The following is a 25,815-nucleotide window of genomic DNA, read 5'->3' as shown; positions in this document are numbered from 1 at the left end:
TACGCCAACACAATAAATAGATAAAACAGATTATTTTTATTAATTCAATCGCTTTAATGGATTTAAAAAAATTAATCAATTGATTTTCAGATATTTAAAGTTCATAAAAACAGCATCTCATACTTCTCCAGATTTTATTTTTGCTACAATCACGTCCATCTATCATTAGCAGTCCATATGTAAAATGCGTGCCTTATTACAAAGAGTTTTAGAAGCTAAAGTCGTGGTCGAGGGTGAAACCACTGGGGAAATTGAAAAAGGAATTCTGGTTTTTCTAGGTTTAGGCAAAGACGATAATCTGGAAAAAGGCAAAAAGCTGATTGATAAAATATTGAAATACCGCTTCTTTGATGATGAACAGGGCAAAATGGGCTGGAACGTTGCCCAGGCTGGCGGTGGTATATTGCTGGTTTCACAATTTACCTTGATGGCACAGACCCAGAAGGGTTTACGTCCAGACTTTGGCCCAGCTATGCCGCCTGCCGAGGCTAAAGCACTTTATGAGCAGCTGGTAGAATATGCCCAAAGCCAGTTTGAACATATGCAAACCGGTATTTTTGCCGCCGACATGAAAGTCCATCTGGTCAATGATGGACCGGTGACGTTTAATTTAGAAGTTGAATAACGACATTATTCATCACATTAAAAAAGCCCTCTAATGAGGGCTTTTTCTTTTAAAAATCTTTCATCCTTTCACCCCCCTCTTTGTGTTTCTCCCAAAGGTAGAAAGAAAAGGTTGGATGAAAGATTTTTAACTTATTTACCAGTTTTCTCTTTAATAAACTGACGTACCATTTTCACTTTTTCTTTGACTGGCTTTGGCAGTTTTGGTGGAATCATTTTTGCCACCTGGTTAAACCAAACCAGCAGGCCAAAGTCGCCTTCCATTTTAATGGTGCCACTTTGCATGCCGGTCATAAATGCCGTCGGGTCACCTTTGACCAAGGTCTTCACACCCTGCTCACTGTCAGCAAACTGCAACACAAAATCAGCTTTTTCAGCATCACCAGAAACGGTATCGATATGACCGTTATCCACAATAATCTGACGTGCCATACCTTCATCCGTACCAATCTGGATACGGAATTGACGCCCATGTACCAGTTCAATGAATTTTGGGCTGGTACGTGCCAACTGCTTCATACGTAAAGCTAAACCTGCGACCAGTAAGTCCAGCGGATCTGTACTCATATCAATAAGAGGAAGTTTTAACACAGGAATGGACGACAGTTTCATGGAGGATGCCTATTCTAATTGTACGAAAATTGACAAATATCCTAGCATAGTTCTGGGCTAGGTGGATTATGCAGTTTGTATCATATTTCCAAACTGAAAAATGCACCCATGGGTGCATTTTTTTCATTGCAACTTGTAGAATTAACGGCTTGAAAGCTGCTGCTGGTCGTCTTCATACACTGGCGTATGTTCGATGCAACGGCGTTTTGCTAAAGCACGCTCAGCACGACGATCTTCACGCAACAACAGGCCAGTCACGACCATCATGACCGCAGTTAACGCGCTCAGGTAACTATACGTCATTGGTAGCTCAAACCAGGTTTGAGTTCCTACACGAATCACCTCGATCAGGCCCCATACCAGCATCCCGGCCGCCATAAAGCTTAACCAGCGACGATAAGGCGAGAAGAACACAGCAAGCACAGCTACAGCGACTAAACTGAAGCCCACAATCGTTGCTAAATTCGCTGTTACCATATAACCCCCTCCATCCAGATAGATAGTTTCCGCTTGATATTGCAACGCTTCTATCTATTGAATTTCGTTAAATCAATAAAATGGAATCTGTTGATTTGTATCTCTATGCCTGCATTATGCTGAGTTTTTTGCATAAAAAAAGTCCTGTCTTCCAGCCTAACGACATACTTTGTCGCGATATTATATTGTCATTACATTTTTTGCTTTTCACATTTTTGTGGATCAATGACTGCACCAATGTTGGCGTGTCATTACAAAATTATCAGTAGTTTTTTTAAGTTAAAAAATTATTTTTCCGTTTAAGATGATCGATGTTTTTGTAGGCAAATTTCATCGCTCACTTATGCAACTCACATCATAAGCAATAAAAAACGCGACCCGGAGGTCGCGTTTAAAATCAATCAAAGCCTGTACTTATGCACGGTTCAGGTCTTTATCATGTACACCGAGCAGATACAGCACACCGTCCAGACCGACGCTAGAAATTGCCTGATTGGCGTTTTGGCGTACCAGAGGTTTGGCACGGAAAGCCACACCAAGTCCTGCAATGGATAGCATTGGTAAATCATTGGCGCCATCACCGACTGCAATGGTTTGTTCCAGGGAAATTCCCATCTCCTGGGCGATTTCACCGAGCAAGAGTGCTTTGCGTGCGCCATCGACGATATGGCCTTTGACTTCACCGGTAACAACACCATCCTGAACATCGAGTGCATTGGCATGCACTTCATCAATATCCAGTTTAGTTTGCAGATATTCAGCAAAATACTGAAAGCCGCCAGAAAGAATTGCAGTACGGTAACCTAGTGCTTTTAAAGTCGAAATCAGGCGTTCAGCTCCTTCGGTAATCGTCAGGCGCTCGGCAATTTTCGGAAGTACCGAAGCGTCCATGCCTTTTAACAAGGCGACACGTGCACGGAAGCTTTGCTGGAAGTCCAGCTCGCCTTGCATAGCACGTTCGGTAATTTCTGCGACCTGTTCACCAACACCGGCTTCAATCGCCAGTTCGTCAATAACTTCCTGTTCGATCAGGGTTGAGTCCATATCGAAGCAAACCAGACGGCGGTTACGGCGATAGGCATTGTCTTCTTGTACCGCGACATCGACATTCAGTTCATTCGACAGGCTGAGGCAGGCCGCGCGCATGGCAGCTGCATCTAGCATCTGTCCGCTTAAACCGAACTGGACACAGGCACGTTTTGGCCCGCTGCTCTGGCCATCTAAAATGGGGCGACCAGACAGACGGGTCACGGTTTCAATATTAAAACCCTGACCCGAGACAATCTGGGTCACGGCTTGCAGATGAGAGGCATTTAATTCAGGGGCCAATGCCGTTACGATATAACGTGTGCGTCCACCCTCTTTGACCCACTGATCATATTCAGTCGCAGAGATCGGTTTAAAGCGCACAGTTAACCCGATATCATGTGCTAGAATCAGGATCTCCTTCATGGCTAATGCTGTCGCTGTCTGGTCTTCAGAGGCTACAACAATACCTAAGGTTAACTGATTATGAATAACCGCTTGCCCTACATCTAAAATCTGTAGGGAATGGGCGGACAAAACCTGCATTAATCGTGTAAATTGATTAGGCTGGTCAGGTCCTAAGAATGATATAAGAATGATTTCTCGCATGAATTGACTCGGGTCTGAGCTACAACTATTGTTAGAATCATAATCGAAATTGAACAGAATTGCCTTGGAAGTTTACGTTGAATGCGCCTAGACAAGGGCTATTTGCTAGCCTATTGATTGTAAGTTTTGCTCTGCATACCTTTTTACTGGTATTGGCAACCACTCACCAACTGAATGAAAACCGTGCCAATCAGGGACAGCTGATCACCAGTCAACTGGTGACAGACAGCCTGTCTGAGCTTGAACCACCCAACCGCGTTTCTCTGGCGTTGCTGGCAAATCGTTATGCCACCAATCCAAGTGTCGCTTCCATCCGGATTCTAGATGCGAAAGCTCAGGTTTTAGCCACTGGCGGACTGACCAAAACCCGCGAGGGTGAAGTTTTTGTCCGTGATGCGCTGCAAAATGAGAAAAAAGTCGGTGTGATTGAAATCACTCTGATTGAACCAAGTATTGGTGAAATTCTGCGGACACAATGGCTGGCAATTCTGTTCTCGTTCATCATTCATGGTCTGCTCTGGGTCGCTTATCGTGCCGTGGCACGTCCAAGCCGAACCGAATATCTGGCGCACATCAATAACGAATCGCGACTGAAATTCGAGATTCAGACCCTGACCCAGGCATTGGAACAGGAAAAGCATAATGCGGCACTGGCGATTGCCCAAGCCCAACAGGCAGTGAAAAACAAAGCCAAAGAAAAAGAACATAAGCCGGCAATACTGGAAAGCGATAGCCTGAGCTTAAACATCCAGTTCTACGATCCAAAACAGTTACTGGATAGCGTGAATAAAACCGTTTCGGTGCCTTATTTCAATCTCTGTCAAATTTTCCTGAATAAAGCCACTGAACTCTGTGTGCAACGCTATAAGTTAAATAGTTCTGATATTTGTACCGTACATAAATTTGATGAAAAAGGTGCCACCATCAGTATCGCAGCAGACAAACCGAATGCCCTGGCCTGCCTGACCATGATCAGTGCCGTGTTCCAGCTGCTTTCGGAAGTGCTGTATAAACGTTATCGTGAAGAAAAACGTTTTGTGCTACAAACCCGCAGCGCGATTGCCTCTAAAGTCGAGGAGATGCAGCTCAGTTCGGTACAGGCCGCTGAGCGTCTGACTCAGCATCTGGTCGCGAAAGAAAGTGCCTTACATGTACCGAATAGCTTGCTGAAAGATGTGAGTGATCACTTCCAGCTGGTCAGCATGCCGAATCCAACCAATGTCCTGACCCGTCATGCTTTTGTGGTGAATGGGATGGATGCTGAAAGCGCCGAGCTGGCACAGACTTTTAGAACCGAAATTCTAAAATCCAAACAGTCCAAAGCCTCATAAATATCACTGAATATTGCAATTAAAAAAGCCGGATTCAATATCTGGCTTTTTGATGGGTACAAAACAAATACGCCAGCGTATCTTGGCCTACCCTTTAAATTTTTAACTGTTTTTGTTCCAGCAGATATTGCTGGGCATTATAAGGCTGGGCCGGATCCTGACAGGGAACTTTATGCCACTGACCATCGGCATCTAACTCCCATGCATTTTGACAATCTTTTAAATAACTGATCAGGCCATCTTTATAAATCCGTTTTTTCAGCTCTGGATCCAGTACTGGGAAACAGGTTTCAACCCTGGAAAACAGGTTGCGCCCCATCCAGTCGGCACTGGCACAATACAGTTTCTTGGCGCCGCCATGCTCAAAATAATAGACCCGGGTATGTTCCAGGAAACGTCCTACGATTGAACGTACCCGAATATTTTCCGACATACCGGTAACTTGTGGAATCAGACAGCAGATTGAACGCACAATAAGGTCAATTTTTACCCCGGCCTGCGAAGCCTGATACAGGGCAGCAATTAATTGCGGTTCGGTAAGCGCATTCACCTTGATGATGATCTGCGCGGCTTTGCCAGCCAGGGCAAATGTCTTTTCCTGTTCAATCAGTTTCAACAGTTCGCTATGCAGGGTAAACGGCGCATGTAGCAGAGCTTTCAGTTTGGCCATTTTCCCCATACCGGTCAGTTCCTGGAACATGCGGTGCACATCCTCACAGATATCCGGCTGTGTGGTCATCAGGCCGTAATCGGTGTACATGCGGGCATTACCGGCATGATAGTTTCCGGTACCCAAATGCGCATAACGCAGTAATTCCTGATTTTCACGCCGGACGATCAGAATCATTTTGGCATGGGTTTTATAACCCACGATGCCATAGACCACTACTGCACCTGCTTCTTGCAGGATATTGGCCACCATAATATTGGATTCTTCATCGAAACGCGCCCGCAGTTCAATCACGGCCGTGACTTCCTTGCCATTGCGTGCGGCTTCTGCCAGTACCTGAACAATTTCCGAATCCGGACCACTGCGGTACAGCGTCTGCTTGATCGCCAGCACCGCTGGATCCTTGGCCGCTTCGCGCAGCAAAGTAATCACTGGCTGGAATGAATCAAAAGGATGATGCAGCAGCACGTCCTGCGCCTTTAAAATTTCAAAAATACTTTTCTGTTTACGGAAAATTTTGGGAATCACCGGACTGAAATGCGGATACTTTAATTCCGGACGCTCAAAGCTGGTACTCAGACGGGACAAATTGATCGGTCCATCAATCCGGTACAGTTCCTGTTCCGTCAGATCAAATTCATCTAGCAAATAGTCGATAATGTTCTGTGGAGAGTCATTTTCAATTTCCAGACGTACTGCACGACCAAAGCGGCGCGAACACAGTTCGTCTTTTAAGGCTACGGCCAGATCGTCAACATCTTCCGACAATACTAGATCGGCATTGCGGGTGACTCGAAAGGCATAACATCCGGTCGCTTTCATGCCCGGGAACAAATCACTGATATGCTGCTGGATGATCGCAGTCAGAAAAATCTGGGTGGTATTGTTTCCGGTGACGTCTTCCGGAATTTTAATCAGGCAGGGTAAGGAACGTGGTGCCGGCACAATTGCCATCTCGATTTCACGGCCAAAGGCATCTTTACCTTCTAGGCTGATAATAAAGTTCAGACTTTTATTCACCAAACGTGGAAAAGGATGTGAAGGATCCAGGCTGATCGGGGTCAGTACCGGTTGCACTTCTTTGGCAAAAAAGGCTGCAATCCAGGCCTTATGTTTTTCCAGAAGATCCTGATATTGAAGAAACTGAATACCCTGCGCCTGGAGTTCAGGCAGAATTGCATGATTCAGCACCTCATACTGTTTGTTCACTGTGGCATGAATGGACTGGGACAGTTGTTGTAGAACCAGCTCGGTGGGTACAGCATCAGGCGTCCGGGTAGTCGCATTCAGGTCTTGCTGTTTCATCAGCCCGGCAATCCTGATTTCAAAGAACTCATCCAGGTTACGGGAAAAAATAATCAGGAAGTTTAAGCGCTCTAAAATCGGTAAATTCGGATCGAGTGCTTGTGCCAAGACACGACGCTGAAATTCAAATAAGGAAAGTTCCCGATTAAAATAGGTCGCTGACGAATGCTGAAATTGTTCCATGCCCTCTCAATGCTGCTGATTACAGTCTGTTGTTTCACATCATTGAGGGGCGATCTTAGGCAGACTTCATGACACTTATGTTACAAAGCTCGATAAATCCATATAAATTAATATTCTAACTTTTTCACATTATAAAAAATCATGTTCTAGCTTGTTGTGTGCTGTCCTCAAACTGCAATTAGGTGTCTGTTTTTTCAGTTTGTCTGGCAGCCCAATAAGTGGCTAAAGCTGGCCCTGAAATATTATGCCACAGACTAAAAATGGCGCTTGGCAAAGCCGTCATTGGAGATGCAGCAAAATGGGTTGCCGCCAAAGCCACACCCAGACCAGAATTCTGCATCCCGACTTCAATGGATACTGCACGACAGTCTATTTCTGCCAAGTGAAATATGCGACTGGCCCAATAACCCAGTAAATAGCCCATACCGTTGTGTAAGGCCACGATCCCTAAAATCATTAAACCGGACTCCAGAATCTGGGTTTTGCTGCCGGCAATAATCGCCGCGACAATTGCCACAATCGCAATCACAGAAATCAACGGCATGACCTGAATATAGGCCGTAACTTTTTGCTTGAGTAGCGCCCGTACGATTAAGCCCAGAATAATTGGGAATAACACCACCTGTAAGATCGACACCAGCATCGACCAGGCATTGATCTCAATCCACTGACTGGCCAACACATAGAAAATGGCCGGAGTTAAAATGGGCGCCAGTAAAGTCGAAACCGAGGTACAGGCGACCGACAAGGCAGTATTGCCCTTGGCCATATAGGTAATCACATTGGATGCAGTTCCGCCCGGACAGCAACCCACCAAGATTACCCCGATGGCAATCTCTGGTGGCAGCTGGAACAGCTTGCACAGCAAAAAGGCCAAACCCGGCATCACCATAAACTGGGCGACGACGCCAATCGCTACTGCCTTCGGACTTTGCAAGACACTTTTAAAATCTCCGACGGTCATGGTCATGCCCATGCCGAACATGATGATGCCCAACATCCACGGAATATAAGCCCGTAACCAGACAAAAACTTCAGGGATCATCAAGGCAATGCCGGAAAAAAGCAGCACCCATAAAGCAAAGGTTTTTTGGACAAATTGGCTAAACTGGAGCAAGGCTGACATGGGTTTCATCCAGGTGACATTAAGGGAGAAAAAGCAAGATAAAACAGGCACCCGTTGATGCCTGAATTTTTATATTCAAATATAAATAAGATCAAAGGGATATTAAGTTCTATCCCTATCCAGTGTTAAGCTGCTTGAACAATATCTTTCACATAGATACGTTTCACGCCATGCGACAGCATATCCTGCCAGGCATGTTGCAAGGAACCATTCAGGTCAATGCCCTTGGTGGCATCGGCAATCACATAGGTTTTAAAGCCCAGTTTGCAGGCATCGATTGCAGTCCAGGCCACACAAAAGTCCGTAGCAATCCCGACCACAAATACGGTATCAATCCCACGTTCACGCAGATAGCCAGCAAGACCCGTCGGGGTTTTCTGGTCAGCTTCCATAAAGGCCGAGTAACTGTCGATCTGGGAATGAAAACCCTTGCGAATGATGAGTTGTGCTTGCGGTAAATTTAAATCCGGATGCAGTTCGGCATCGCGTGTCCCTTGCACACAATGCTTTGGCCATAAGACCTGAGTGCCATAATCCAGCTGAATGCTGTCATAGGCTACTTTGCCGGGGTGGTTGTCTGCAAAAGAAATATGGTTGTCCGGATGCCAGTCTTGGGTCAGGATAATATGCTTAAAATGCTGCCCCAATAGATTGATATTTGGAATAATCTGGTCAGCATTGGCTACAGCCAGATTACCCCCCGGGGTAAATCCTCTTTGTACGTCTACGACCAGTAAAGCAACATTATTCTGCATCTGTTTTCATCCATTGAAATCTCGATTTATGCCCAAGCATAGCGCAAAATGCTTCAGGATTTTTAGCCCTGCTACTAAAAATGGCATGACTGTGTATTCTCGGCATGTGTATATGAGCAGATCAATAGATTCATTATTTTTGACAAAAAAGGATGGGTTCCGCGCTTGTATCAAGCTAGATCTCTGCAAAAAAATTTAAGATAAAGTGATGAATCTTTCTAATAATAAAACAGTGTATTTAATTCTTAAATTCTGAAAATAAAAAAGCCTGCAAAAGCAGGCTTTTTTAAATCGTTGAACCTTACACTTTAGTACGATTCACCAGGAACAGCATACATAATGCAGAAATGATGATACATGGGATCGCGGCGCTAATAACCCCAGCAGCGCCAAAACCTGCCGTCAGTAACTGACCGGCAATGACTGGCCCCAGCATGGCACCAATACGACCAACTGCAGATGCAACCCCAACACCAGTACCACGCACTTCTGTCGGATAAACGATACTACCAAAGGCATACAGTACACCCTGACAGCCAATCACGAAGGCACCGGCCAATGCGGCTGCCATATACATCTGGTTCAGCGAGCTTGCACCATTTAGCGCCAGTAGACCTGCCAGAATACCGCCGTACATCAACAGGATCACATAGGCTTTCTTCCAGCGGTCGGTCAACATACCTAAAATAATCGTACCAATCGTCGCTGTAACCATGAAGTAGAACTGTGCGGTTGAACCATCCTTACGTGTGAAGCCAAGTTCCATAAACAATGATGGCAACCAGCTCAACATGATGTAAACCACCATCAAGGTAAAGAAGTAGCTTACCCAGATACATAGCGTACGTAACAGGTTGTCCGAATTAAACAAGTCCTTGAATGAACCCTGCGGTGCAACAGCAAGTTCTGCAGCCGTTTTGTTCTGTGCTTTCAGGTATTCCTTCGATTCAGGCAAAAATAGCATCATCAGCGGAATGGCAAAAATCGGTAACAGGCCACCAAGATAGAAAACATTTTTCCAGTTGGCACCAAATTCAGTCGCAGCAACCAAAGATAAAATCGCTGCACCGACTGGCATACCGCAGTACATCAAACCTACTGCACGGCCACGATTTTGTGGAGAGACTGCTTCAGAAGCAAGTGTAATCAGAATCGGCATCGCGCCGCCCAGACCTGCTCCAGCCAGGAAACGCACTGCCAGCAAGCTGTTAAAGCTATTGACCCAGACGGTACATAAGGTAAATACAGCAAATATTGCTGTCGACCAGATCAAGACTTTCTTACGGCCAATGCGGTCCGCAAATCGGCCACCAACCAGTGCACCCGGTAATAAACCCAGAATCCCTGCACTAAAAAACACACCCAACTGGGAACTATCGAGACCAAAATGCTCACGAATACCTGCAGCAGCAATTCCGGCTGCCTGAATATCTAAGCCTTCAATCACCGCAATCAGAAAACAGATGGCGACCGTGACGATAGCATGCTTATTGTCTGATTTTTCCATTGGATTATCCTTGTTCAATCAGCGTTACAAAAGACAGCCATCATCTATGAGCCTGATTGCAGAAATAACTATCAATAAGTTGAACGTTTTGCTTGGATATTCCAAAAGGGGCTGAAGTAAATCAATTGAAGATGCTGACTGATAAAGTCGCAAAAACACTTAATCAGAACATCATAAAGTTCAAGACTTAGACTTTAAGGCTTATACATCAAGTTAAAAAATTAACCGATAAGAAAAAAAATTCTCAATTTATTGATATTTAAAAAAGATTAGTCTTAATAGTTTTTGTCTTTATTTGTCTGGGTACAAGAGTGCGATCAAGATGTACGAGATCTCAATTTATCCAATATAACTATTATTCCAAAATCAAAAGGCATAAAAATCGCAGTTTTCAGCTGATCTTTTTGCACAAGCCTTATCATTATTGGGTTCATTTGGGGCAATATCTTCTTTTGTCTAGACTAGAGACATAACTTTGGTCTCAGGATTTTGCTTTATAAATCATCTTATTTATTACTTGATTGTTTCCAAAAGGCTTTGTATAAAGAATTCAGTAGCTTTTACTAAAGCATATTGTTCTTATGCGTTTGATCAGTCATAATTTGCATAAGCAATATTCAATTCAATGCAAATCTATTGAATTTGCTATAAATCAAAATACAAATCCATCCCAATTTATGTTTTCTCATTCCTTTCGGATGGACAAATAGGATAGTTTTTTAAAATGACTCAGCAAGCACAGACCATTCAAGGTTCCATAGTCGCAATCGTCACCCCTATGTTTGAAGATGGCAGCGTAGATTGGAAGGGTCTCGAGAAGCTGGTTGAATGGCACATTGCAGAGGGCACCAACAGTATTGTCGCCGTTGGAACAACAGGCGAAGCCTCTACTCTCAGCATGAGTGAACACACCCAGGTGATCAAAGAAATCATTCGTGTGGCCAACAAACGTATTCCTATTATTGCCGGCACAGGTGCGAACTCGACCCGTGAAGCGATCGAACTGACCCGCGAAGCCAAAGAGCTAGGGGCAGATGCCGCTTTACTGGTAACGCCATATTATAACAAACCGACTCAGGAAGGCTTGTATCAGCATTATAAAGCTATTGCTGAAGCTGTTGACCTGCCACAGATTCTTTATAATGTTCCAGGCCGTACCGGTGTGGATATGGCCAATGAAACCGTGATTCGCCTGGCGGATATTCCACAAATTATCGGTATTAAAGATGCGACTGGCGATGTACCGCGCGGTGCTGAACTGCTACAAGGTCTTGTAGGCAAAGACATGACTGTTTATTCGGGTGATGATGCCACTGCATATCAGCTGATCGGTCATGGTGCCAAAGGTAATATCTCGGTCACAGCGAATGTGGCTCCGAAAGCTATGAGCGAAGTGTGTGCTGCCGCCATTGCCGGTGATGCAACCACAGCTGAACAGTTAAATGCTCAGGTTGCAAATTTACACAATATTTTATTTTGCGAATCGAACCCAATTCCTGTGAAATGGGCACTCCATGACATGGGCTTAATTGGTACGGGTATTCGCCTTCCATTAACACCACTTGCAGAACAATATCGCGCTCCGCTTCATGAAGCACTGGTCGAAGCGGGCGTTATTAAATAAAAGAGCACAAGATTATGCAATTACGTTTAGGACTTAGCCTTACACTTTCAGTATTCAGTTTGGCAGGTTGTAGTTCAATGGCCTTTAATAACGGCACTTTAGACTATAAAGAGACTACTACCCTGGAAGCTTTACAATATCCTGAAGGCGCCATGGTTCGTCCTGCAACGCCATTGTATCCTGCTCCAACAGTTGATCCGCTTGCAATTGAACATGCACCGAAGCTTGAAAACCAGCGTGGCAACCGTTTTGCCTTGCCACGCCCACAAGCCCAGACTGAAAACTCAAATACAGCTGATCTAACCGAAACCAATACGGTGGGTCGACCACAGTTGGTCACTGACGGAAATCTTAATCCGCTGCTTAAAATTGAGGGAAATTCTGCTACAATTTGGCAATATACACTTGCCACCCTCAGCAGTCTGAATCATAGCATCGTTGCGCAGAGCAAAAATCGTTACGAAGTCACGATTAAGGTCGACCAGCAGACCTATGTATTAAGATTATCTTCTGTCGGTTCGAGTAATAACCTCGCTGTGTTCAATGCCGATAACAGTTTTGCCGACCGTGAAAAAGCTGCAGAACTGCTCAACCAGATTTACCAAAATTGGCCAGCCTAGACATTTCTAGGCATTTTTTTTTGTAAAAGGTTCCCTCATGTTAAAACAAACCTTGCTCTATACTGGTAAAGCGAAATCTGTCTACACCACAGACAGTTCAGACCATCTGATTTTAGTCTTTCGCGATGATGCCTCAGCATTCAATGGCGAAAAAATTGAGCAACTAGATCGTAAAGGCAAGGTGAACAACCGTTTTAACGCCTTCATTATGGAAAAACTGGCAGAAGCGGGAATTGAGACCCACTTTGAAAAGCTACTGACTCCAAATGAAGTGCTGGTGAAAAAACTGGATATGATCCCGGTTGAATGTGTGATCCGTAACTATGCAGCAGGTTCTTTATGCCGCCGCCTGGGTGTGGAAGAAGGCAAGGAACTGACTCCTCCAACATTTGAATTGTTCTTTAAAGATGATGCGCTTGGCGATCCAATGGTCAATGAATCACAAGCCATTGCTTTAGGTTGGGCAACTGCTGAACAATTGGCGAAAATGAAAGAATTGACTTACCAAGTGAACGACGTGCTTAAAGCATTGTTTGACGCAGGTAACATGATTCTGGTCGATTTCAAACTTGAATTTGGTGTGTTCCACGACCGTATCGTACTGGGTGATGAATTCTCTCCAGACGGTTGCCGTCTATGGGACAAAGACACCAAGAAAAAACTGGATAAAGACCGTTTCCGTCAAGGTTTAGGCGGCGTGGTTGAAGCCTATGAAGAAGTGGCTGGCCGTTTAGGTATCAACCTGGACAACATCTAATCTGGAAATGCGCAGATTCGAAAAAACCGAGCTTTTTAGCTCGGTTTTTTTATTTCCGGTTTTTAATCGGAAAAATAAATTTTTATTATTAAAATGATCGTTTTTACATCAAAAACTATCTGTATTAATATTATCTCATACCAGGCAAATCAGTGAATTGATGCACTTAGCTCCATATTTGCCGACCAGATTTTTCCTCTACCCTCTAGGATGTTATCTCCCTCAAAAAACATCCTACTTTCAGCCCAATTCACCTTGAATTGGGCTTTTTTTACTCTGTTCAATTAGTTGAGATACCCAGCTTTATTGCTACTGTTGTTGCTGTTGCCAACGGCGTTGCTGTAAACGCTCCCCTTCAACTTCACGTTTATTACGTGCTGATTCATACAGTTTGGTATTTTTCAATTCTGGCGGCATATATTCTTGCAGCACAAAATGCTCAGGATAATTATGCGGATACAGATAATCCACGCCATAGCCCTGTTCTTTCATCAGTTTGGTCGGTGCATTCCTTAAGTGCAAAGGCACTGGCAGATTTGAGGTTTTATCTGCGAGTTCCATCGCCTTGTTAATCGCCAGATAGGTACTATTACTTTTGGCACTGGTCGCTAGATAAACCGCACATTGTCCCAAAATGATCCTGCATTCCGGCATGCCTACGGCTTGCACAGAACGGAAACATTCACCAGCCAATAGCAAAGCATTTGGATTGGAGTTGCCGATATCTTCGGATGCGGCAATCAACATGCGCCGTGCAATGAATACCGGATCTTCACCGCCTTTGAGCATGCGTGCCATCCAGTACAGGGCCGCATCTGGGTCACTGCCGCGAATTGATTTAATAAAGGCCGAAACTAAATCATAGTGCTGCTCACCAGACTTGTCATAGCGGGCAATATTTTGCTGTGCCACTTTCACCACCACCGCATTGGTAATGATATTTTCCATATCCGCTTCAAAGGTACTGGCAATCAGATCCAGTAAATTCAGCGCCTTGCGGGCATCTCCTGCCGCGAACTGGATCAGGGCATCAAATTCTTCAATCAGGATATGTCTTTCCTGTAAGAAAGAGTCATTTTGCAAGGCTTGCGTCAACAAAGTCTGAATCGATTCAGCACTCAATACATTCAGGCTATACACCTGACAACGTGATAACAAAGCACTATTCACTTCGAAAGACGGGTTTTCGGTGGTGGCGCCAATCAGGGTAATTTTGCCTTTCTCGACCGCATTTAATAATGCATCCTGCTGGGATTTATTAAAACGGTGAATTTCGTCAATAAACACCACTGGCGTCAGCAAATCGCCACCTTCGGCAATGATTTCACGTAGCTCTTTCACGCCGGTATTCAGGGCAGACAGACTGATAAAAGGCCGGTCTACCGCTTGAGCCAATAATAAGGCAATGGTAGTTTTGCCGACCCCGGGAGGTCCCCAAAAAATGATCGAAGGCAGATGCCCCTGATCAATCATCTGGCGTAAGGGCGCATGTTCTCCCAGCAAATGTTCCTGCCCGATAATCTGTGTAAGGTCGCGTGGCCGTAAGCGTTCTGGAAGCGGGATATGACTATCTGACATGTTATTATTGGCTCAAACTAAATTCTGATCTCATTCTAACATCAGCAGTTTTGATTCCAAGAATGCAAACATCAAGCATAAAAAATTAATTTATGTAGATATCCTCTATTTTTTTAATTCTGAATGAATTAATCTCTATAAAAGCGAATAATTTGAACATGATTAATTGTGAATTAATTACAGTGTAATTTTCATATTGTTTATTCTAATTAAAAGAAACTTATCTCGCCCCTTGGGCACTTTTGGGTTGTAGTGGTGAATGCATGAAGCATGATAAATTTGAACAGGGAGCTGTGAGTCGGTCTAAGCCACTGACGTCATCATCACTGATTGCACCCCACGTTCACTTGTCTGAATCGGTTTTGTTAAAAAATCTGATCGATGCCTTACCGCAACCCTTGTGGGTCAGCAACAAAAAACATCTGCAATATTTTAACGATGCCTTGACTGATTATCTTGGCGTGAACCTGAATGAACAGGGTCATCCGCAATGGCAGAGCTTTATTCATGCAGAAGACTTGCAGCTGTTTTTAGCGCAGTGGCATGCTGCGCTGGATCAGCATCAGAACTTTGAAACCCAGTGCCGGATTAAACGCAGTGATACCCATTATCGCATGTGTACCCTAGCGGTAAAATTTCATCATGAACCTGAACATTTGCTGCAATGGGCCGTTTCCCTGACTGATGTGCATGATTATTTTGAAATCCAACAGCAACTTTCTCAGATTGTTTCAACCCAGGAAAACATGTTGGATGCCAGCGCAGACTGCATCAACATTATCAGTCCTGAAGGCGAGATTCAGCATAGCAACCAAGCTGGCTGTCTCGCACAAGCAAATGAGACCGCAGAACAAGATCAGGACCGTTCATTGTGCTGGTTAAATCGCTTAAGCCCTGAAGCCCGAAAATCCGGGCAACGTGCTTTGAAACAGGCAGCCCAAGGCTTAAACAGCCGTTTCTCCAGCAAAATCCAGATCAAAGATCAACCGATCCAATATTGGGATCATCTGCTCACCCCGATTCTGGATCAGCAGAATATTACTCAAAATATCCTCTGTGTATCACGTAATATCAGTCAGCAAAAAATTGCAGAAACGCGTTTAAAAGAAGTAATTAAACGGGATGAACTCACCGGCCTGTATAATCGTAGTACCTTCTATAAAACCTTTAAGCAGGTGCTTTTAAAGGCCAAACAACAGCAGACCATGGCGGGTTTACTGCTGATTGATCTGGACTATTTCCGGCATATTAATGACACCTTGGGCCATATTGCCGGCGATCATCTGCTACATGTCTTGGGCAAACGTTTCCAGACCTGCTTCGGGCCAAATACCATCATCGCCCGTTTGGGTGGCGATGAATTTGCCGTACTGGTCAAAAATCTGGAAAGTGAAGAGCAGCTGCTGGCAACGGCGCAAATGGCCTATGCCCAGCTGGATCAGCCCATCAATTATGTCGGCAATAGCATCAGCAGTGCCATGAGTATTGGCTGTGCCATCTATCCACGTGATGCATTGAATACCTCTAATCTGCTGAAATGTGCTGATATCGCCTTAAATGACCTGAAAAATAGTGGTCGTGGTGGCATCCGCATGTTTAATCAGGAAATGTGTGGGTCACTGGAAAATATAACCAAGCAGCTGACTCTGGCTCGCAAGATTATTCTGGCCGATCAGATCATTCCCTATTACCAACCTAAAGTACGTCTTTCTGATGGTGCAGTGATTGGTTTCGAAGCACTATTACGCTGGCAAGATCAGAATCAGAACATTCAGTTACCTTCCGAAATTTTTGCTGCCTTTCAGGACTATGAGCTGGCCTCACGCATCAGTGAGACCATGCAACTGAAAGTCTTTGCAGATATGAGTCGCTGGCAGGCACAAGGTCTGGATCTGTTACCGATTTCCATCAATGCTGCACCGGTCGAATTCCTGCGCGATGACTATGCCGAAAAACTGTTGGCACGCCTGTCCAATTTCGATATTCCGGCCCACAAAGTTGAACTGGAAATTACCGAACAGAGCCTGTCCGAGCATGGTGCCAATTATGTGGTTCGCGCCCTCAACCTGCTGAAACAGGCTGGAATCCAGATTTCGCTGGATGATTTCGGCACTGGACATTCTTCGCTGACTCGCTTGCAGGACTATCCGGTCGATTGCATCAAGATTGACCGCAACTTTGTAGAACGCATGAACAGTGACCCGTCTGCCCTGGCTATTGTCAAAGCCATTACTCAGATAGGCTCTAGTATTGCACTGGATGTTCTGGTGGAAGGAATCGAGAATACAGAACAGCTGGATACCCTGATCCATTGTGACTGTCAGATAGGACAAGGATTCTATTTCTATCGCCCGATGGCCGGTGCTTCGGCTCAGGCTCTACTCCATCCAGCAGATCAATAAACGCATCACGCAGGCCGATTTAACGCACCCAACGTACGATATAGTCTTCGATGTCATCTTCATGAATGTCGCTTTCACTCAGGCAGCGCCCTGCTGCCGACTTACGTGCCTGAATCACACTTTCCCGTGAACCGCTGATCAGATAATGCCAGGATGGCAGGCTTTTGCCCTGCTCTACCCGGCGATAGGCACAACTCGAAGGCAACCAGTGAATCGTTTCCAGCTTCTCTGGCGTGAGCTGAATACAGTCCGGCACATATTGCAGGCGATCCGGATAATTGGAACAACGCGCAGTGCTACAATCCAGTAATTTGCAGGCCACTTTGGTATATGCGACTTCCTGAGTATCTTCATCTTCCAGTTTAATCAGACAACATAATCCGCAACCATCACACAAGGCCTCCCACTCGACTTGCGTCAGTTCAGCAAGTGAATAGTTTTTCCAGAATTCGGGACGTAAAGTATCGCTCATGATCGGGCCGGAATATTCAAAAATCAGCTGATTATAACAGCCAGAACCCTGCAGACCTACTGTCTCAAATTTTTATTGTTATCACGTAAACTATTGTTAAATCAGAGACAGTTCATCAACACAACACTAACAGTCGCTGGAATCGTTTATTTCTATACTAAATTTGAAAATAAAAACACATGGAGAATATATATGTTTCGCTGGGCTATTATTTTTGCTGTTATTGCATTAATTGCGAGTCTACTTGGTTTCGGTGGCGTCGCAGGCTTGTCTAAGGATTTTGCGATTATCTTGTTGGTAATTGCGGTGATTCTTGCGATCGTTGGTTTTCTTTCGCGCGGCAAGGTCTAGATTTACGCTAGACCTTTTCAAAGCAAGTGTTAGCTTTCAAAAAAAACAAGAGCCTTCTGGCTCTTGTTTTTTTATGGGTATTTTAATGATCTGTTTTGATCAAAAATACTTCTTTTAAGATGAACTTAGGGCTTTAAATGACGTGGTCTAAAACCTGCCACCAGCAAGGCTGCAACATACGCTACCACACCGACAACACATAAGATCAATACTTCTACCACACGCATCCATTGTGATACATCTGCGTTATACCAACTCAGGGCATAGGCCAGAGCCGCAATCATCACCACATTGGCAAACATGAATTGCAGGAAGATTTTTTTCCAGTGCGAACCAAAACGGAAAATATCACGCTTATGCAGATAATAATAAAGTAAACCGGCATTGACCATCGCTGAACCCGTCGATGCCAGTGCAAGCGCCATATGCTCTGCTTCCCAGTCAATCAGCTTGAAGAAACCGATAAAAATCACGTTCAGAATCGCATTGGCCGCCACAGCCATCAAACCGACACGCACCGGGGTTCTGGTATCCTGCTTTGCATAAAAACCGGGAGCAAAGACTTTAATCAGCATAAAGGCAATCACACCACCGCTCATACATTGCAGCGCCAAAGCCGTCATTTGAGTATCTTCAAAGGTGAACTGGCCACGTTCAAACAGGGCCTGAATGATCGGGGTCGACAGCATAAACAGTGCAACACTGGCGGGTAGGCCTGCCATCACAATAACTTTGGCTGCCCAGTCCATCATGCCACGGAATTTTTCCGGATTTTGCTCGGTATGCCGTGCCGATAACGACGGCAAAATCACGGTACCAATTGCAACACCGATCAGACCCAGCGGCAATTCGGTCATACGCTCGGCACTATACAGCCAGGATACCGAACCATCCTGCATGAATGAAGCCCAAATGGTATTTAACAATAGATTAATTTGCGTGACAGATACACCAAATAATGCCGGTAGCATCAACTTCATGATGCGATCTACGCCTTCATGCTTGAAGTCAATTTTCGGTGGAATCAGCAGGTTTTTACGCCACAATTCAGGAATCTGGATGGCCAGCTGTAAAATACCGGCAATGATCACAGCCCAGCCCAGCGCCATAATCGGCTCGGCCATATAAGGTGTAAGCCAGAGCGCCCCGGCAATCATCGCCACATTCAGCAAGACCGGCGCAAATGCCGGGGTACTAAAAGAGCCATAACTGTTCAGAATACTGCTGGCAAAAGCCGTCAGTGACATGAACAGCAAATAAGGAATGGTCAGGCGGAACATGTCGGTCGCCAGAGCGAATTTTTCAGGATCGCTATGAAAACCGGGCGCATAGATATACATGATCAATGGCGCAGCAATGATCGCGACCATGGTCAACGTGGTCATGACCGTGGCCAGACAGCCAAATACCCGGCTGATCAGGATCTGGACTTCAGTATGCGTGCGACTGGTCTTATATTCGGTCAGTACCGGAATAAACGCCTGTGAAAATGCGCCTTCGGCAAATAAACGCCTGAAAAAGTTTGGAATACGAAATGCGACTACGAAGGTATCGAAGTCTTTACCAGCACCAAAGACATTCAGTAAAACAATGTCTCGAACCAATCCCAGTACGCGTGACAACATGGTCATCGCACTGACAATGACGGTCGAACGCCAAAGCGCCATCCTATTCACCTAATGTATAAATTTGTGGCTATTGTAATGAAACTTTTATCAGAAGTTCATTGCTTAATTTCATCGCTCAAGCGAGCTTGAGGTGTTTTTATAATGCTGTAGCTGTGTACGAAAATCAGCCCAGTTAAAATATGGTCCCGGATCGGTCTTGCGGCCCGGTGCAATATCCGAATGTCCGGCAATATGCTGCTGAATTTTAGGATAATAATCTTGCAAACAGGCAGCCACTTTGACCAGGGCTTCATACTGTGCGGTTGCAAAAGGCAAATCGTCACTGCCTTCCAGCTCGATCCCGATCGAATAATCATTACATTCTTTTTTGCCCAAATAGGTCGAGCGGCCGGCATGCCAGGCACGGTCATTGAAATTAACAAATTGCAGTACTTCTCCCGTTCTTAAAATTAGCAGATGGGTCGACACCTGCATCCCTTCAATGGTTTGAAAATAGGGATGTACTGACCAATCCAGCTGGTTCTGAAAAAACTGTTCAATATAACCGCCGCCAAACTGGGAAGGTGGCAGGCTGATATTATGAATCACCAGCAATTGAATCTCGGTCTGTTCTGGCCGCTGATTAAAATTGGGAGACGGGATTTGACGTGCACCGATTAGTTGCCCGTCCTTGACCTGAAACTCAGCTGCCTGTTGCATAAAACCGTTCTCCCCAAAAATAAAATCTGCAAGATCAGCATTGCAGCCGGCTTCATGCTAAAACTTTCAAGGACAAATCTCAATTCATCCCGGCAAACTGGATGAAAAATCGCTCATCTTTTATGTAACGGTGCTAAGATAAGGCGCAATTTTCACGGCTTAAAAAAGATACGGAAATACTCATGCGCATATCTCAAGCTTTGCTAGACCAGTCCATTCAGATCAATATTCAACAGGCACTTTCTGAAGATATCGGTGAAGGCGATATTACCGCCCTGCTGACTCCTGAAGATGAACAGACCACTGCCACCATCATTAGCCGTGAAGACATGGTTTTAGCCGGCCAGCCTTGGGTAAATGCCTTGATTCAGGCCTATGATCCCAGTATTGAAGTGACCTGGCTGAAAAATGATGGTGATCACGTTCAAGCCAATCAAGCCTTTTTAAAACTGGCCGGATCTGCACGTAGCCTACTCACCGTGGAACGTCCTGCGCTAAACTTTGTCCAGACGCTGTCTGCGGTTGCGACTAAAACTGCCCACTATGTCAAAGAGCTACAAGGTTTAAACACCAAATTGTTAGATACTCGTAAAACGCTTCCGGGCCTACGTATTGCACAAAAATATGCCGTAGCCATTGGTGGTGGTCAGAACCATCGTCTGGGCCTGTTCGATGCATTTTTGATTAAAGAAAATCATATTATGGCAGCGGGTGGCATTGCTCAGGCGATTGCCAAAGCCCATCAGATTGCGCCGGGCAAGCCTGTCGAAGTTGAAGTTGAAACCTGGGATGAACTAAATCAGGCACTCGAAGCCCATGCGGATATCGTGATGCTGGATAATTTCACTCAGCAGCAAATGATCAATGCAGTGCAACATGTAGCTGGTCGCTGCAAACTGGAAGCCTCTGGTAATATCACGATTGATAATTTACGTGAAGTCGCGAGTACCGGCGTAGATTATATTTCCATGGGTGTGCTGACCAAAGATGTCAAAGCCATTGATCTGTCGATGCGTTTCAATGCTTAAGCCTAAATGGGATAGATGACCGTAGAGGGTGCGAAGCACCCTTTTTTTATTTTTAGAAATTTTTTTTGCGCATATTTTGCTCAATTTTCTATTTTAGACCTTAATCATCGTCGTCGTCCCGATTACCTCGACGATCGCGGTCATCATCGTCACCATCACGGTCGTTATATCTTCCGTTATCCTCATCACGATCCTGATTTAATACTGAACGCTCGTCATTTTCACGATTATTACCCCAGTCACAGGCAGTTAATCCAAACACGCCCAGCAATGAAATTGCACAAAGCCACTGTTTCATGCCGCATTCCTCATTGTGATCTCGCCTGATCCAATATCGATGCAAAACCGGTTCAGATATAGCCGATTCATGTCGGATTTTTGTGATGAAGCTTTGTGATGCAGTTTTTTCATACAGCAATTGCTGAAATTTCAGGCATAAAAAAACACATCCGGAGATGCGTTTCTCAGCATGGGATGGATTACCAGCCTAAAGCTTCTTGCTGTTTTTTCACCAGTTCCTGAATGCCTTTCTCGGCCATTTCCAGCAAGGCATTCGATTGTGCGCGGGTAAATGGCTTATCTTCTGCAGTGCCTTGAATTTCAATAAATTCACCGGCCTGAGTCATCACCACGTTCAAATCGGTTTGACAGTTTGAATCTTCTTCATAGCAAAGATCCAGTAATACTTCATCTTTGAAAATACCCACAGAAACCGCAGCCACCAAACCTTTTAATGGATCATGTTTGATTTTCTTTCTTTCCAGCAAGACGTTCATGGCATCGACCAAAGCCACCGCAGCACCAGTAATCGCTGCAGTACGGGTGCCGCCATCAGCCTGAATTACGTCACAGTCGATAGTAATGGTATTTTCACCCAGCTTTTTCAGATCGACCATTGAGCGCAAGCTACGACCAATCAGACGCTGAATTTCCTGAGTACGGCCACTCTGTTTGCCACGTGCCGCTTCACGGTCACTACGGGTATGAGTTGAACGTGGCAACATGCCATATTCAGCAGTCACCCAGCCTTGGCCCTGACCTTTGAGGAAACGCGGTACAGAACTATCCACACTGGCAGTACAGAGTACTTTGGTATGACCAAATTCAACCAATACAGAGCCTTCCGCATAACGTGTATAGTTACGGGTAATTTTCACTTCACGTAATTGATCTAATGCTCGCTGGTCGATACGCATAATAAGTCCTGTATGGGTTCAAAATAATTGCGGCTCAGTATAGCAGAAGCCTTTGCCAAGATTAGGCAGCCTGGTGATTCATTTACAAAATCAATGCATCAGCTCGCTACGAGATGTCAAAATTCTGCCGATCTGTGGCACTACGATTTGATTTAATTTTTGCTAGACTAAAACTCCCTATGAGGGAAGCCAGTGACAGGAAACCCATTTATGTCCTTACGTGAAGATCGCAAGCAGCAAAGTCATCAGGCACTACTCGATGCGACACTAGCATTCAGCAGTCAGGGCCGCGCTTTCAGCACGATCAGCCTACGTGAAGTCGCGAATGCAGTCGGAGTAGTACCGACGGCGTTCTATCGGCACTTTCAGGATATGAACCAGTTGGGTCTGGAATTGCTGGATCAGGTTGCGATTCATATCAAGGGCGTACTCAATCAGCTGGGGCAGGCTTATCTGTATCAGCCGAATACCCGAACCCACACCGGGCTTGAGCTCTTCTTTCAGGCCGTCGAATATCATCCTGAACCCTGGATTTTTTTTGTGGCAGAACGTTGGGGCGGTTCGGACGTGTTACGTGTCGGCATTGAACGGGAAATTCATTTTCTGGCTGAAGATGTCATGCATGAACTGGCCAAGATGCAATCGACCCGACATATTCAGGCACCACAGGACTTGCAGGCTCTGGCACAGATGCTGATTGAGCTGTCTCTGAACTGGGCCATGGGCTGGATTCATCTGCAGCATCAAGCTGATCCAGAGCTGCGCCGCGCCCAATCCACTGCCTTTAAAACCCAAAGTGTGCTACAGATGCAACTCTTGCTGCGTGGCATTTTGCACTGGTACCGGCGACCTGCCGAAACAGTTGAAACCGCAAGCCCTGTGCTCAATGAAGCGGTCATTCCTCCAGTCTAAATAAAAAAAAACCTGCATCATGATGCAGGTTTTTTTACTGATCGTCAGTTCAGACTTATTTGGCTTTACGCTCTTTTTCGATCAGGTAATTCACCACCTGAATGACTTTGGCATCATTACCCTGCACAATATATTTACCATTCACGGTCACTGCGGGAACACCACTTAACTGATACTGAGCAGCCAGATTTTTGGCTTGGGCAATTTTCGAAGTGATCGGGAAAGATTTATAAGTGCTGTTAAATTTTGCTTCAGAAATACCATAGCGGGTATAGAACTTAGCCAGTTGTGCCTGTTCTAAAATTGGACGTTGCTTGTCATGAATATCATGGAATAATTGTAAATGTGCTTTTTGACGCACACCCAATGCTTCAGACACATAATAAGCACGTGCTGCCTGTTCCCAGAGTGGATTCATTGCAGCCGGCGTACGTACAAAACGTACATCTTTTGGTAATTTTTTCAACCAGCCCTGCATATGTGGTTCAAGCGCGAAACAGTGACCACAGCCGTACCAGAAGAATTCACGTACCTCAATTCTGCCCGGCTTTTCGACTTTGACTGGTTTTGCAACCACCTGATAGTCCTGACCTGCCACAAAATTGGCCATAGCATTGCCTGAAAAGGCCAAAACAGATGCGGCAACAGCGCCTAAAAGGAATTTTTTCATTCGGATTATCGTCCTCTAAATCATTATGCTTAGTTTATGTGTTCACTATAAATCAATTATGCCGGTTTCGTTTTCATTCTGTGAACTTTTTTGCTGCTTTTATCGCTTTTTCTGCCAGAATCGCTACACTAAACCATCGGACTGATTTTCAAGGTTTTAAATCAGTTTCTCTGGCCATTCGGCACATACATATTTTTAGCTAATCACGACTGATTGAGGTGACACCGATGTCGCAATTGAATGTTGATCCACAAGAAATTGCCAAGTTTGAAGCATTTGCAGCTATATGGTGGGATCAGCATTCCGAGTTCCGCCCCTTGCACATGATTAATCCACTGCGTTTAAACTGGATTGATGAACATGCCGGAGGCTTAAGCGGCAAAAAAGTGTTGGATGTCGGCTGTGGCGGTGGCATTCTGGCCGAAAGCATGGCGCGACGTGGTGCCAATGTGCTCGGAATTGATATGGGCGCAGCCCCTTTAAATGTGGCACGCATCCATGCTGAACAGGAAGGCGTAAGCAATATTGAATATCGTCAGGTGCCGGTCGAGCAACTGGCAGAGGAACAGGCTGGCCAATATGACATCGTGACCTGCATGGAAATGCTAGAGCATGTGCCAGATCCGGCATCGATTATTCAGGCCTGTCATAAACTGGTCAAGCCAGGTGGTCATGTATTCTTCTCGACCATTAACCGTAATCCAAAGTCCTATTTATTTGCCATTATTGGGGCAGAATATGTCTTGCGCATGCTGGCCAAAGGCACCCACGATTACAGCAAATTTATCAAGCCGTCCGAACTGGCACATGACATTCGCAACTCGGGTTTAAAGCTTAAAGACATGACCGGTCTGCACTATAATCCGCTGACCAAGCGTTATTGGCTGGCACCGAATGTTGATGTGAACTATATGGTCTATACCGTGAAAGATAGCGCAGCAGAGACCACAGCATGAAAGCCGTTTTATTTGACCTCGATGGTACCCTGATTGATACCGCTGCCGATTTTATCCGGATTATCCAGCAGATGTGCCATGAAGAAGGCCGCCCACTGGTTGCACCCGAGCTGATTCGTACCCAGGTCTCCGAAGGCGCTCGCGCTATGGTGAAACTGGTTTATCCGGAACTGCAACTAGAAGATCCGGTCTTTCTGCAACACCGTCAGCGCTTTCTGGACATGTACGGCGCAGATATTGCGGTCGATACCGATCTGTTTGACGGCATGTATCCTTTGTTGGAACAGCTAGAGGAAAATGACATTCCTTGGGGCATTGTGACCAATAAACCGCGCTGGCTCAGTGAGGCTTTACTGCAAGCACTGAACTTGAGTGAACGCTGTGCGGTGTTGGTATGTCCAGAAGATGTCACTCGGACCAAACCTGATCCTGAACCAATGTATCTGGCAGCCCAGCAACTGAATCTTGCCGCGGAAGACTGTATCTATGTCGGAGATCATCCACGAGATATTGATGCCGGCCGTCATGCCCAGATGCTGACCATTCTGGCTGCTTATGGTTATTTGCCATTGCAATACAAAGACGATTTAAACGCCTGGCAGGCCGACCATATCGTGCATACTGTGCCAGAATTACATCAATTGATTCAGACACTAGTACTGAAGCAGCATACTGCGGTATCTTGAACGCTTAACAC

25 protein-coding genes are annotated in these 25,815 nt (G+C 45.2%); 11 read left to right on the top strand and 14 right to left on the bottom strand.

Annotated elements, in window-relative coordinates:
• Positions 1 to 184: 184 nt before the first annotated feature.
• The gene (dtd, locus tag ACP7BU_RS12840) at positions 185 to 625 is read left to right on the top strand and encodes a D-aminoacyl-tRNA deacylase (RefSeq protein ID WP_425880073.1); all 441 of its coding nucleotides are present in this window, start codon (positions 185 to 187) and stop codon (positions 623 to 625) included.
• 131 nt (positions 626 to 756) lie between these two features.
• Here the strand turns inward: dtd and ACP7BU_RS12835 are convergent, their stop codons facing one another.
• The 3 genes from ACP7BU_RS12835 to serB form a co-directional block, all read right to left on the bottom strand.
• Positions 757 to 1,236, bottom strand: coding sequence for an SCP2 sterol-binding domain-containing protein (locus tag ACP7BU_RS12835; protein WP_004647189.1), 480 nt, complete (start codon positions 1,234 to 1,236; stop codon positions 757 to 759).
• Positions 1,237 to 1,377: 141 nt separating this feature from the next.
• Positions 1,378 to 1,713, bottom strand: coding sequence for a ciprofloxacin tolerance protein AciT (gene aciT, locus ACP7BU_RS12830; RefSeq protein WP_004647188.1), 336 nt, complete (start codon positions 1,711 to 1,713; stop codon positions 1,378 to 1,380).
• 414 nt (positions 1,714 to 2,127) lie between these two features.
• On the bottom strand, positions 2,128 to 3,348 hold the full coding sequence (gene serB, locus ACP7BU_RS12825) for a phosphoserine phosphatase SerB (RefSeq protein ID WP_409651404.1): 1,221 nt from the start codon (positions 3,346 to 3,348) through the stop codon (positions 2,128 to 2,130).
• 77 nt (positions 3,349 to 3,425) lie between these two features.
• Between serB and ACP7BU_RS12820 the strand changes: the two genes are divergently transcribed.
• Positions 3,426 to 4,679: a hypothetical protein gene (locus tag ACP7BU_RS12820; protein ID WP_425880074.1), complete on the top strand. Its 1,254-nt coding sequence runs from the start codon at positions 3,426 to 3,428 to the stop codon at positions 4,677 to 4,679.
• Between the two features lie 94 nt (positions 4,680 to 4,773).
• Here ACP7BU_RS12820 and ppk1 read toward each other — a convergent pair whose 3' ends face one another.
• From ppk1 to mhpT, 4 genes are all read right to left on the bottom strand, one after another.
• Positions 4,774 to 6,837, bottom strand: a complete 2,064-nt coding sequence (gene ppk1, locus ACP7BU_RS12815; RefSeq protein ID WP_425880075.1) for a polyphosphate kinase 1 — start codon at positions 6,835 to 6,837, stop codon at positions 4,774 to 4,776.
• A gap of 178 nt (positions 6,838 to 7,015) precedes the next feature.
• On the bottom strand, positions 7,016 to 7,963 hold the full coding sequence (locus tag ACP7BU_RS12810; protein ID WP_184413457.1) for a bile acid:sodium symporter family protein: 948 nt from the start codon (positions 7,961 to 7,963) through the stop codon (positions 7,016 to 7,018).
• Between the two features lie 125 nt (positions 7,964 to 8,088).
• On the bottom strand, positions 8,089 to 8,718 hold the full coding sequence (pncA, locus tag ACP7BU_RS12805; protein ID WP_005105311.1) for a bifunctional nicotinamidase/pyrazinamidase: 630 nt from the start codon (positions 8,716 to 8,718) through the stop codon (positions 8,089 to 8,091).
• Between the two features lie 301 nt (positions 8,719 to 9,019).
• Positions 9,020 to 10,225, bottom strand: coding sequence for a 3-(3-hydroxy-phenyl)propionate transporter MhpT (gene mhpT, locus ACP7BU_RS12800; protein ID WP_425880076.1), 1,206 nt, complete (start codon positions 10,223 to 10,225; stop codon positions 9,020 to 9,022).
• A gap of 724 nt (positions 10,226 to 10,949) precedes the next feature.
• Between mhpT and dapA the strand changes: the two genes are divergently transcribed.
• Genes dapA through purC form a run of 3 tightly spaced genes read left to right on the top strand, consistent with a single transcriptional unit; the run spans position 10,950 to position 13,226 of the window.
• Positions 10,950 to 11,849, top strand: coding sequence for a 4-hydroxy-tetrahydrodipicolinate synthase (gene dapA / locus ACP7BU_RS12795; protein WP_004647179.1), 900 nt, complete (start codon positions 10,950 to 10,952; stop codon positions 11,847 to 11,849).
• A gap of 14 nt (positions 11,850 to 11,863) precedes the next feature.
• Positions 11,864 to 12,469, top strand: a complete 606-nt coding sequence (locus tag ACP7BU_RS12790; protein WP_005250200.1) for a hypothetical protein — start codon at positions 11,864 to 11,866, stop codon at positions 12,467 to 12,469.
• A 37-nt stretch (positions 12,470 to 12,506) separates the two neighbouring features.
• Entirely contained in the window at positions 12,507 to 13,226 is a 720-nt protein-coding gene (gene purC / locus ACP7BU_RS12785; RefSeq protein WP_004281247.1) for a phosphoribosylaminoimidazolesuccinocarboxamide synthase, read from the top strand.
• 309 nt (positions 13,227 to 13,535) lie between these two features.
• Here purC and ACP7BU_RS12780 read toward each other — a convergent pair whose 3' ends face one another.
• On the bottom strand, positions 13,536 to 14,804 hold the full coding sequence (locus ACP7BU_RS12780) for a replication-associated recombination protein A (RefSeq protein ID WP_425880077.1): 1,269 nt from the start codon (positions 14,802 to 14,804) through the stop codon (positions 13,536 to 13,538).
• Between the two features lie 263 nt (positions 14,805 to 15,067).
• On the opposite strand from ACP7BU_RS12780, the gene ACP7BU_RS12775 reads away from it, so the two are divergent.
• Positions 15,068 to 17,206, top strand: a complete 2,139-nt coding sequence (locus ACP7BU_RS12775; protein WP_191112988.1) for a putative bifunctional diguanylate cyclase/phosphodiesterase — start codon at positions 15,068 to 15,070, stop codon at positions 17,204 to 17,206.
• A gap of 19 nt (positions 17,207 to 17,225) precedes the next feature.
• Here the strand turns inward: ACP7BU_RS12775 and ACP7BU_RS12770 are convergent, their stop codons facing one another.
• Entirely contained in the window at positions 17,226 to 17,678 is a 453-nt protein-coding gene (locus ACP7BU_RS12770) for a YcgN family cysteine cluster protein (RefSeq protein ID WP_247144270.1), read from the bottom strand.
• 192 nt (positions 17,679 to 17,870) lie between these two features.
• On the opposite strand from ACP7BU_RS12770, the gene ACP7BU_RS12765 reads away from it, so the two are divergent.
• A complete protein-coding gene (locus tag ACP7BU_RS12765; RefSeq protein WP_004647174.1) occupies positions 17,871 to 18,029 on the top strand; it encodes a DUF1328 domain-containing protein in 159 nt (52 codons plus the stop codon).
• Positions 18,030 to 18,154: 125 nt separating this feature from the next.
• On the opposite strand, the gene murJ is transcribed toward ACP7BU_RS12765, so the two are convergent.
• Complete coding sequence (gene murJ, locus ACP7BU_RS12760; protein WP_425880078.1) at positions 18,155 to 19,705, bottom strand: murein biosynthesis integral membrane protein MurJ; 1,551 nt, start codon at positions 19,703 to 19,705, stop codon at positions 18,155 to 18,157.
• Positions 19,706 to 19,765: 60 nt separating this feature from the next.
• On the bottom strand, positions 19,766 to 20,356 hold the full coding sequence (gene ampD / locus ACP7BU_RS12755) for a 1,6-anhydro-N-acetylmuramyl-L-alanine amidase AmpD (RefSeq protein WP_004281241.1): 591 nt from the start codon (positions 20,354 to 20,356) through the stop codon (positions 19,766 to 19,768).
• A 182-nt stretch (positions 20,357 to 20,538) separates the two neighbouring features.
• Between ampD and nadC the strand changes: the two genes are divergently transcribed.
• Complete coding sequence (gene nadC, locus ACP7BU_RS12750) at positions 20,539 to 21,384, top strand: carboxylating nicotinate-nucleotide diphosphorylase (protein ID WP_425880079.1); 846 nt, start codon at positions 20,539 to 20,541, stop codon at positions 21,382 to 21,384.
• Between the two features lie 100 nt (positions 21,385 to 21,484).
• Here the strand turns inward: nadC and ACP7BU_RS12745 are convergent, their stop codons facing one another.
• The gene (locus ACP7BU_RS12745) at positions 21,485 to 21,682 is read right to left on the bottom strand and encodes a hypothetical protein (protein ID WP_005108197.1); all 198 of its coding nucleotides are present in this window, start codon (positions 21,680 to 21,682) and stop codon (positions 21,485 to 21,487) included.
• 181 nt (positions 21,683 to 21,863) lie between these two features.
• A complete protein-coding gene (gene rph / locus ACP7BU_RS12740; protein WP_425880080.1) occupies positions 21,864 to 22,580 on the bottom strand; it encodes a ribonuclease PH in 717 nt (238 codons plus the stop codon).
• A 210-nt stretch (positions 22,581 to 22,790) separates the two neighbouring features.
• Between rph and ACP7BU_RS12735 the strand changes: the two genes are divergently transcribed.
• On the top strand, positions 22,791 to 23,492 hold the full coding sequence (locus tag ACP7BU_RS12735) for a TetR family transcriptional regulator (RefSeq protein ID WP_425880081.1): 702 nt from the start codon (positions 22,791 to 22,793) through the stop codon (positions 23,490 to 23,492).
• A gap of 55 nt (positions 23,493 to 23,547) precedes the next feature.
• Here ACP7BU_RS12735 and ACP7BU_RS12730 read toward each other — a convergent pair whose 3' ends face one another.
• Positions 23,548 to 24,162: a thiol:disulfide interchange protein DsbA/DsbL gene (locus ACP7BU_RS12730; protein ID WP_005094908.1), complete on the bottom strand. Its 615-nt coding sequence runs from the start codon at positions 24,160 to 24,162 to the stop codon at positions 23,548 to 23,550.
• Positions 24,163 to 24,389: 227 nt separating this feature from the next.
• On the opposite strand from ACP7BU_RS12730, the gene ubiG reads away from it, so the two are divergent.
• Both ubiG and ACP7BU_RS12720 read left to right on the top strand, forming a co-directional pair.
• Positions 24,390 to 25,118, top strand: a complete 729-nt coding sequence (gene ubiG, locus ACP7BU_RS12725; RefSeq protein ID WP_071850321.1) for a bifunctional 2-polyprenyl-6-hydroxyphenol methylase/3-demethylubiquinol 3-O-methyltransferase UbiG — start codon at positions 24,390 to 24,392, stop codon at positions 25,116 to 25,118.
• Positions 25,115 to 25,804, top strand: a complete 690-nt coding sequence (locus tag ACP7BU_RS12720; protein ID WP_425880082.1) for an HAD family hydrolase — start codon at positions 25,115 to 25,117, stop codon at positions 25,802 to 25,804. Before ubiG ends, ACP7BU_RS12720 begins: the two co-directional genes overlap by 4 nt.
• Positions 25,805 to 25,815: the final 11 nt, after the last annotated feature.

This window comes from Acinetobacter sp. 40AMC3-4 (assembly GCF_049898185.1).
In the GTDB taxonomy this organism is placed as follows: Bacteria; Pseudomonadota; Gammaproteobacteria; order Pseudomonadales; family Moraxellaceae; genus Acinetobacter.
The sequence above is the reverse complement of the archived record's forward strand: the minus strand, read 5'-3'. Positions and strand labels throughout refer to the sequence as shown.

Excerpts from the sequence above, each read along its gene's own strand:
- dtd (WP_425880073.1), top strand. The coding sequence starts at position 185 with ATGCGTGCCTTATTACAAAGAGTTTTAGAAGCTAAAGTCGTGGTCGAG.
- ACP7BU_RS12835 (WP_004647189.1), bottom strand. The coding sequence starts at position 1,236 with ATGAAACTGTCGTCCATTCCTGTGTTAAAACTTCCTCTTATTGATATG.
- aciT (WP_004647188.1), bottom strand. The coding sequence starts at position 1,713 with ATGGTAACAGCGAATTTAGCAACGATTGTGGGCTTCAGTTTAGTCGCT.
- serB (WP_409651404.1), bottom strand. The coding sequence starts at position 3,348 with ATGCGAGAAATCATTCTTATATCATTCTTAGGACCTGACCAGCCTAAT.
- ppk1 (WP_425880075.1), bottom strand. The coding sequence starts at position 6,837 with ATGGAACAATTTCAGCATTCGTCAGCGACCTATTTTAATCGGGAACTT.
- ACP7BU_RS12810 (WP_184413457.1), bottom strand. The coding sequence starts at position 7,963 with ATGTCAGCCTTGCTCCAGTTTAGCCAATTTGTCCAAAAAACCTTTGCT.
- pncA (WP_005105311.1), bottom strand. The coding sequence starts at position 8,718 with ATGCAGAATAATGTTGCTTTACTGGTCGTAGACGTACAAAGAGGATTT.
- mhpT (WP_425880076.1), bottom strand. The coding sequence starts at position 10,225 with ATGGAAAAATCAGACAATAAGCATGCTATCGTCACGGTCGCCATCTGT.
- dapA (WP_004647179.1), top strand. The coding sequence starts at position 10,950 with ATGACTCAGCAAGCACAGACCATTCAAGGTTCCATAGTCGCAATCGTC.
- ACP7BU_RS12790 (WP_005250200.1), top strand. The coding sequence starts at position 11,864 with ATGCAATTACGTTTAGGACTTAGCCTTACACTTTCAGTATTCAGTTTG.
- purC (WP_004281247.1), top strand. The coding sequence starts at position 12,507 with ATGTTAAAACAAACCTTGCTCTATACTGGTAAAGCGAAATCTGTCTAC.
- ACP7BU_RS12780 (WP_425880077.1), bottom strand. The coding sequence starts at position 14,804 with ATGTCAGATAGTCATATCCCGCTTCCAGAACGCTTACGGCCACGCGAC.
- ACP7BU_RS12775 (WP_191112988.1), top strand. The coding sequence starts at position 15,068 with ATGAAGCATGATAAATTTGAACAGGGAGCTGTGAGTCGGTCTAAGCCA.
- ACP7BU_RS12770 (WP_247144270.1), bottom strand. The coding sequence starts at position 17,678 with ATGAGCGATACTTTACGTCCCGAATTCTGGAAAAACTATTCACTTGCT.
- ACP7BU_RS12765 (WP_004647174.1), top strand. The coding sequence starts at position 17,871 with ATGTTTCGCTGGGCTATTATTTTTGCTGTTATTGCATTAATTGCGAGT.
- ampD (WP_004281241.1), bottom strand. The coding sequence starts at position 20,356 with ATGCAACAGGCAGCTGAGTTTCAGGTCAAGGACGGGCAACTAATCGGT.
- nadC (WP_425880079.1), top strand. The coding sequence starts at position 20,539 with ATGCGCATATCTCAAGCTTTGCTAGACCAGTCCATTCAGATCAATATT.
- ACP7BU_RS12745 (WP_005108197.1), bottom strand. The coding sequence starts at position 21,682 with ATGAAACAGTGGCTTTGTGCAATTTCATTGCTGGGCGTGTTTGGATTA.
- rph (WP_425880080.1), bottom strand. The coding sequence starts at position 22,580 with ATGCGTATCGACCAGCGAGCATTAGATCAATTACGTGAAGTGAAAATT.
- ACP7BU_RS12735 (WP_425880081.1), top strand. The coding sequence starts at position 22,791 with ATGTCCTTACGTGAAGATCGCAAGCAGCAAAGTCATCAGGCACTACTC.
- ACP7BU_RS12730 (WP_005094908.1), bottom strand. The coding sequence starts at position 24,162 with ATGAAAAAATTCCTTTTAGGCGCTGTTGCCGCATCTGTTTTGGCCTTT.
- ubiG (WP_071850321.1), top strand. The coding sequence starts at position 24,390 with ATGTCGCAATTGAATGTTGATCCACAAGAAATTGCCAAGTTTGAAGCA.
- ACP7BU_RS12720 (WP_425880082.1), top strand. The coding sequence starts at position 25,115 with ATGAAAGCCGTTTTATTTGACCTCGATGGTACCCTGATTGATACCGCT.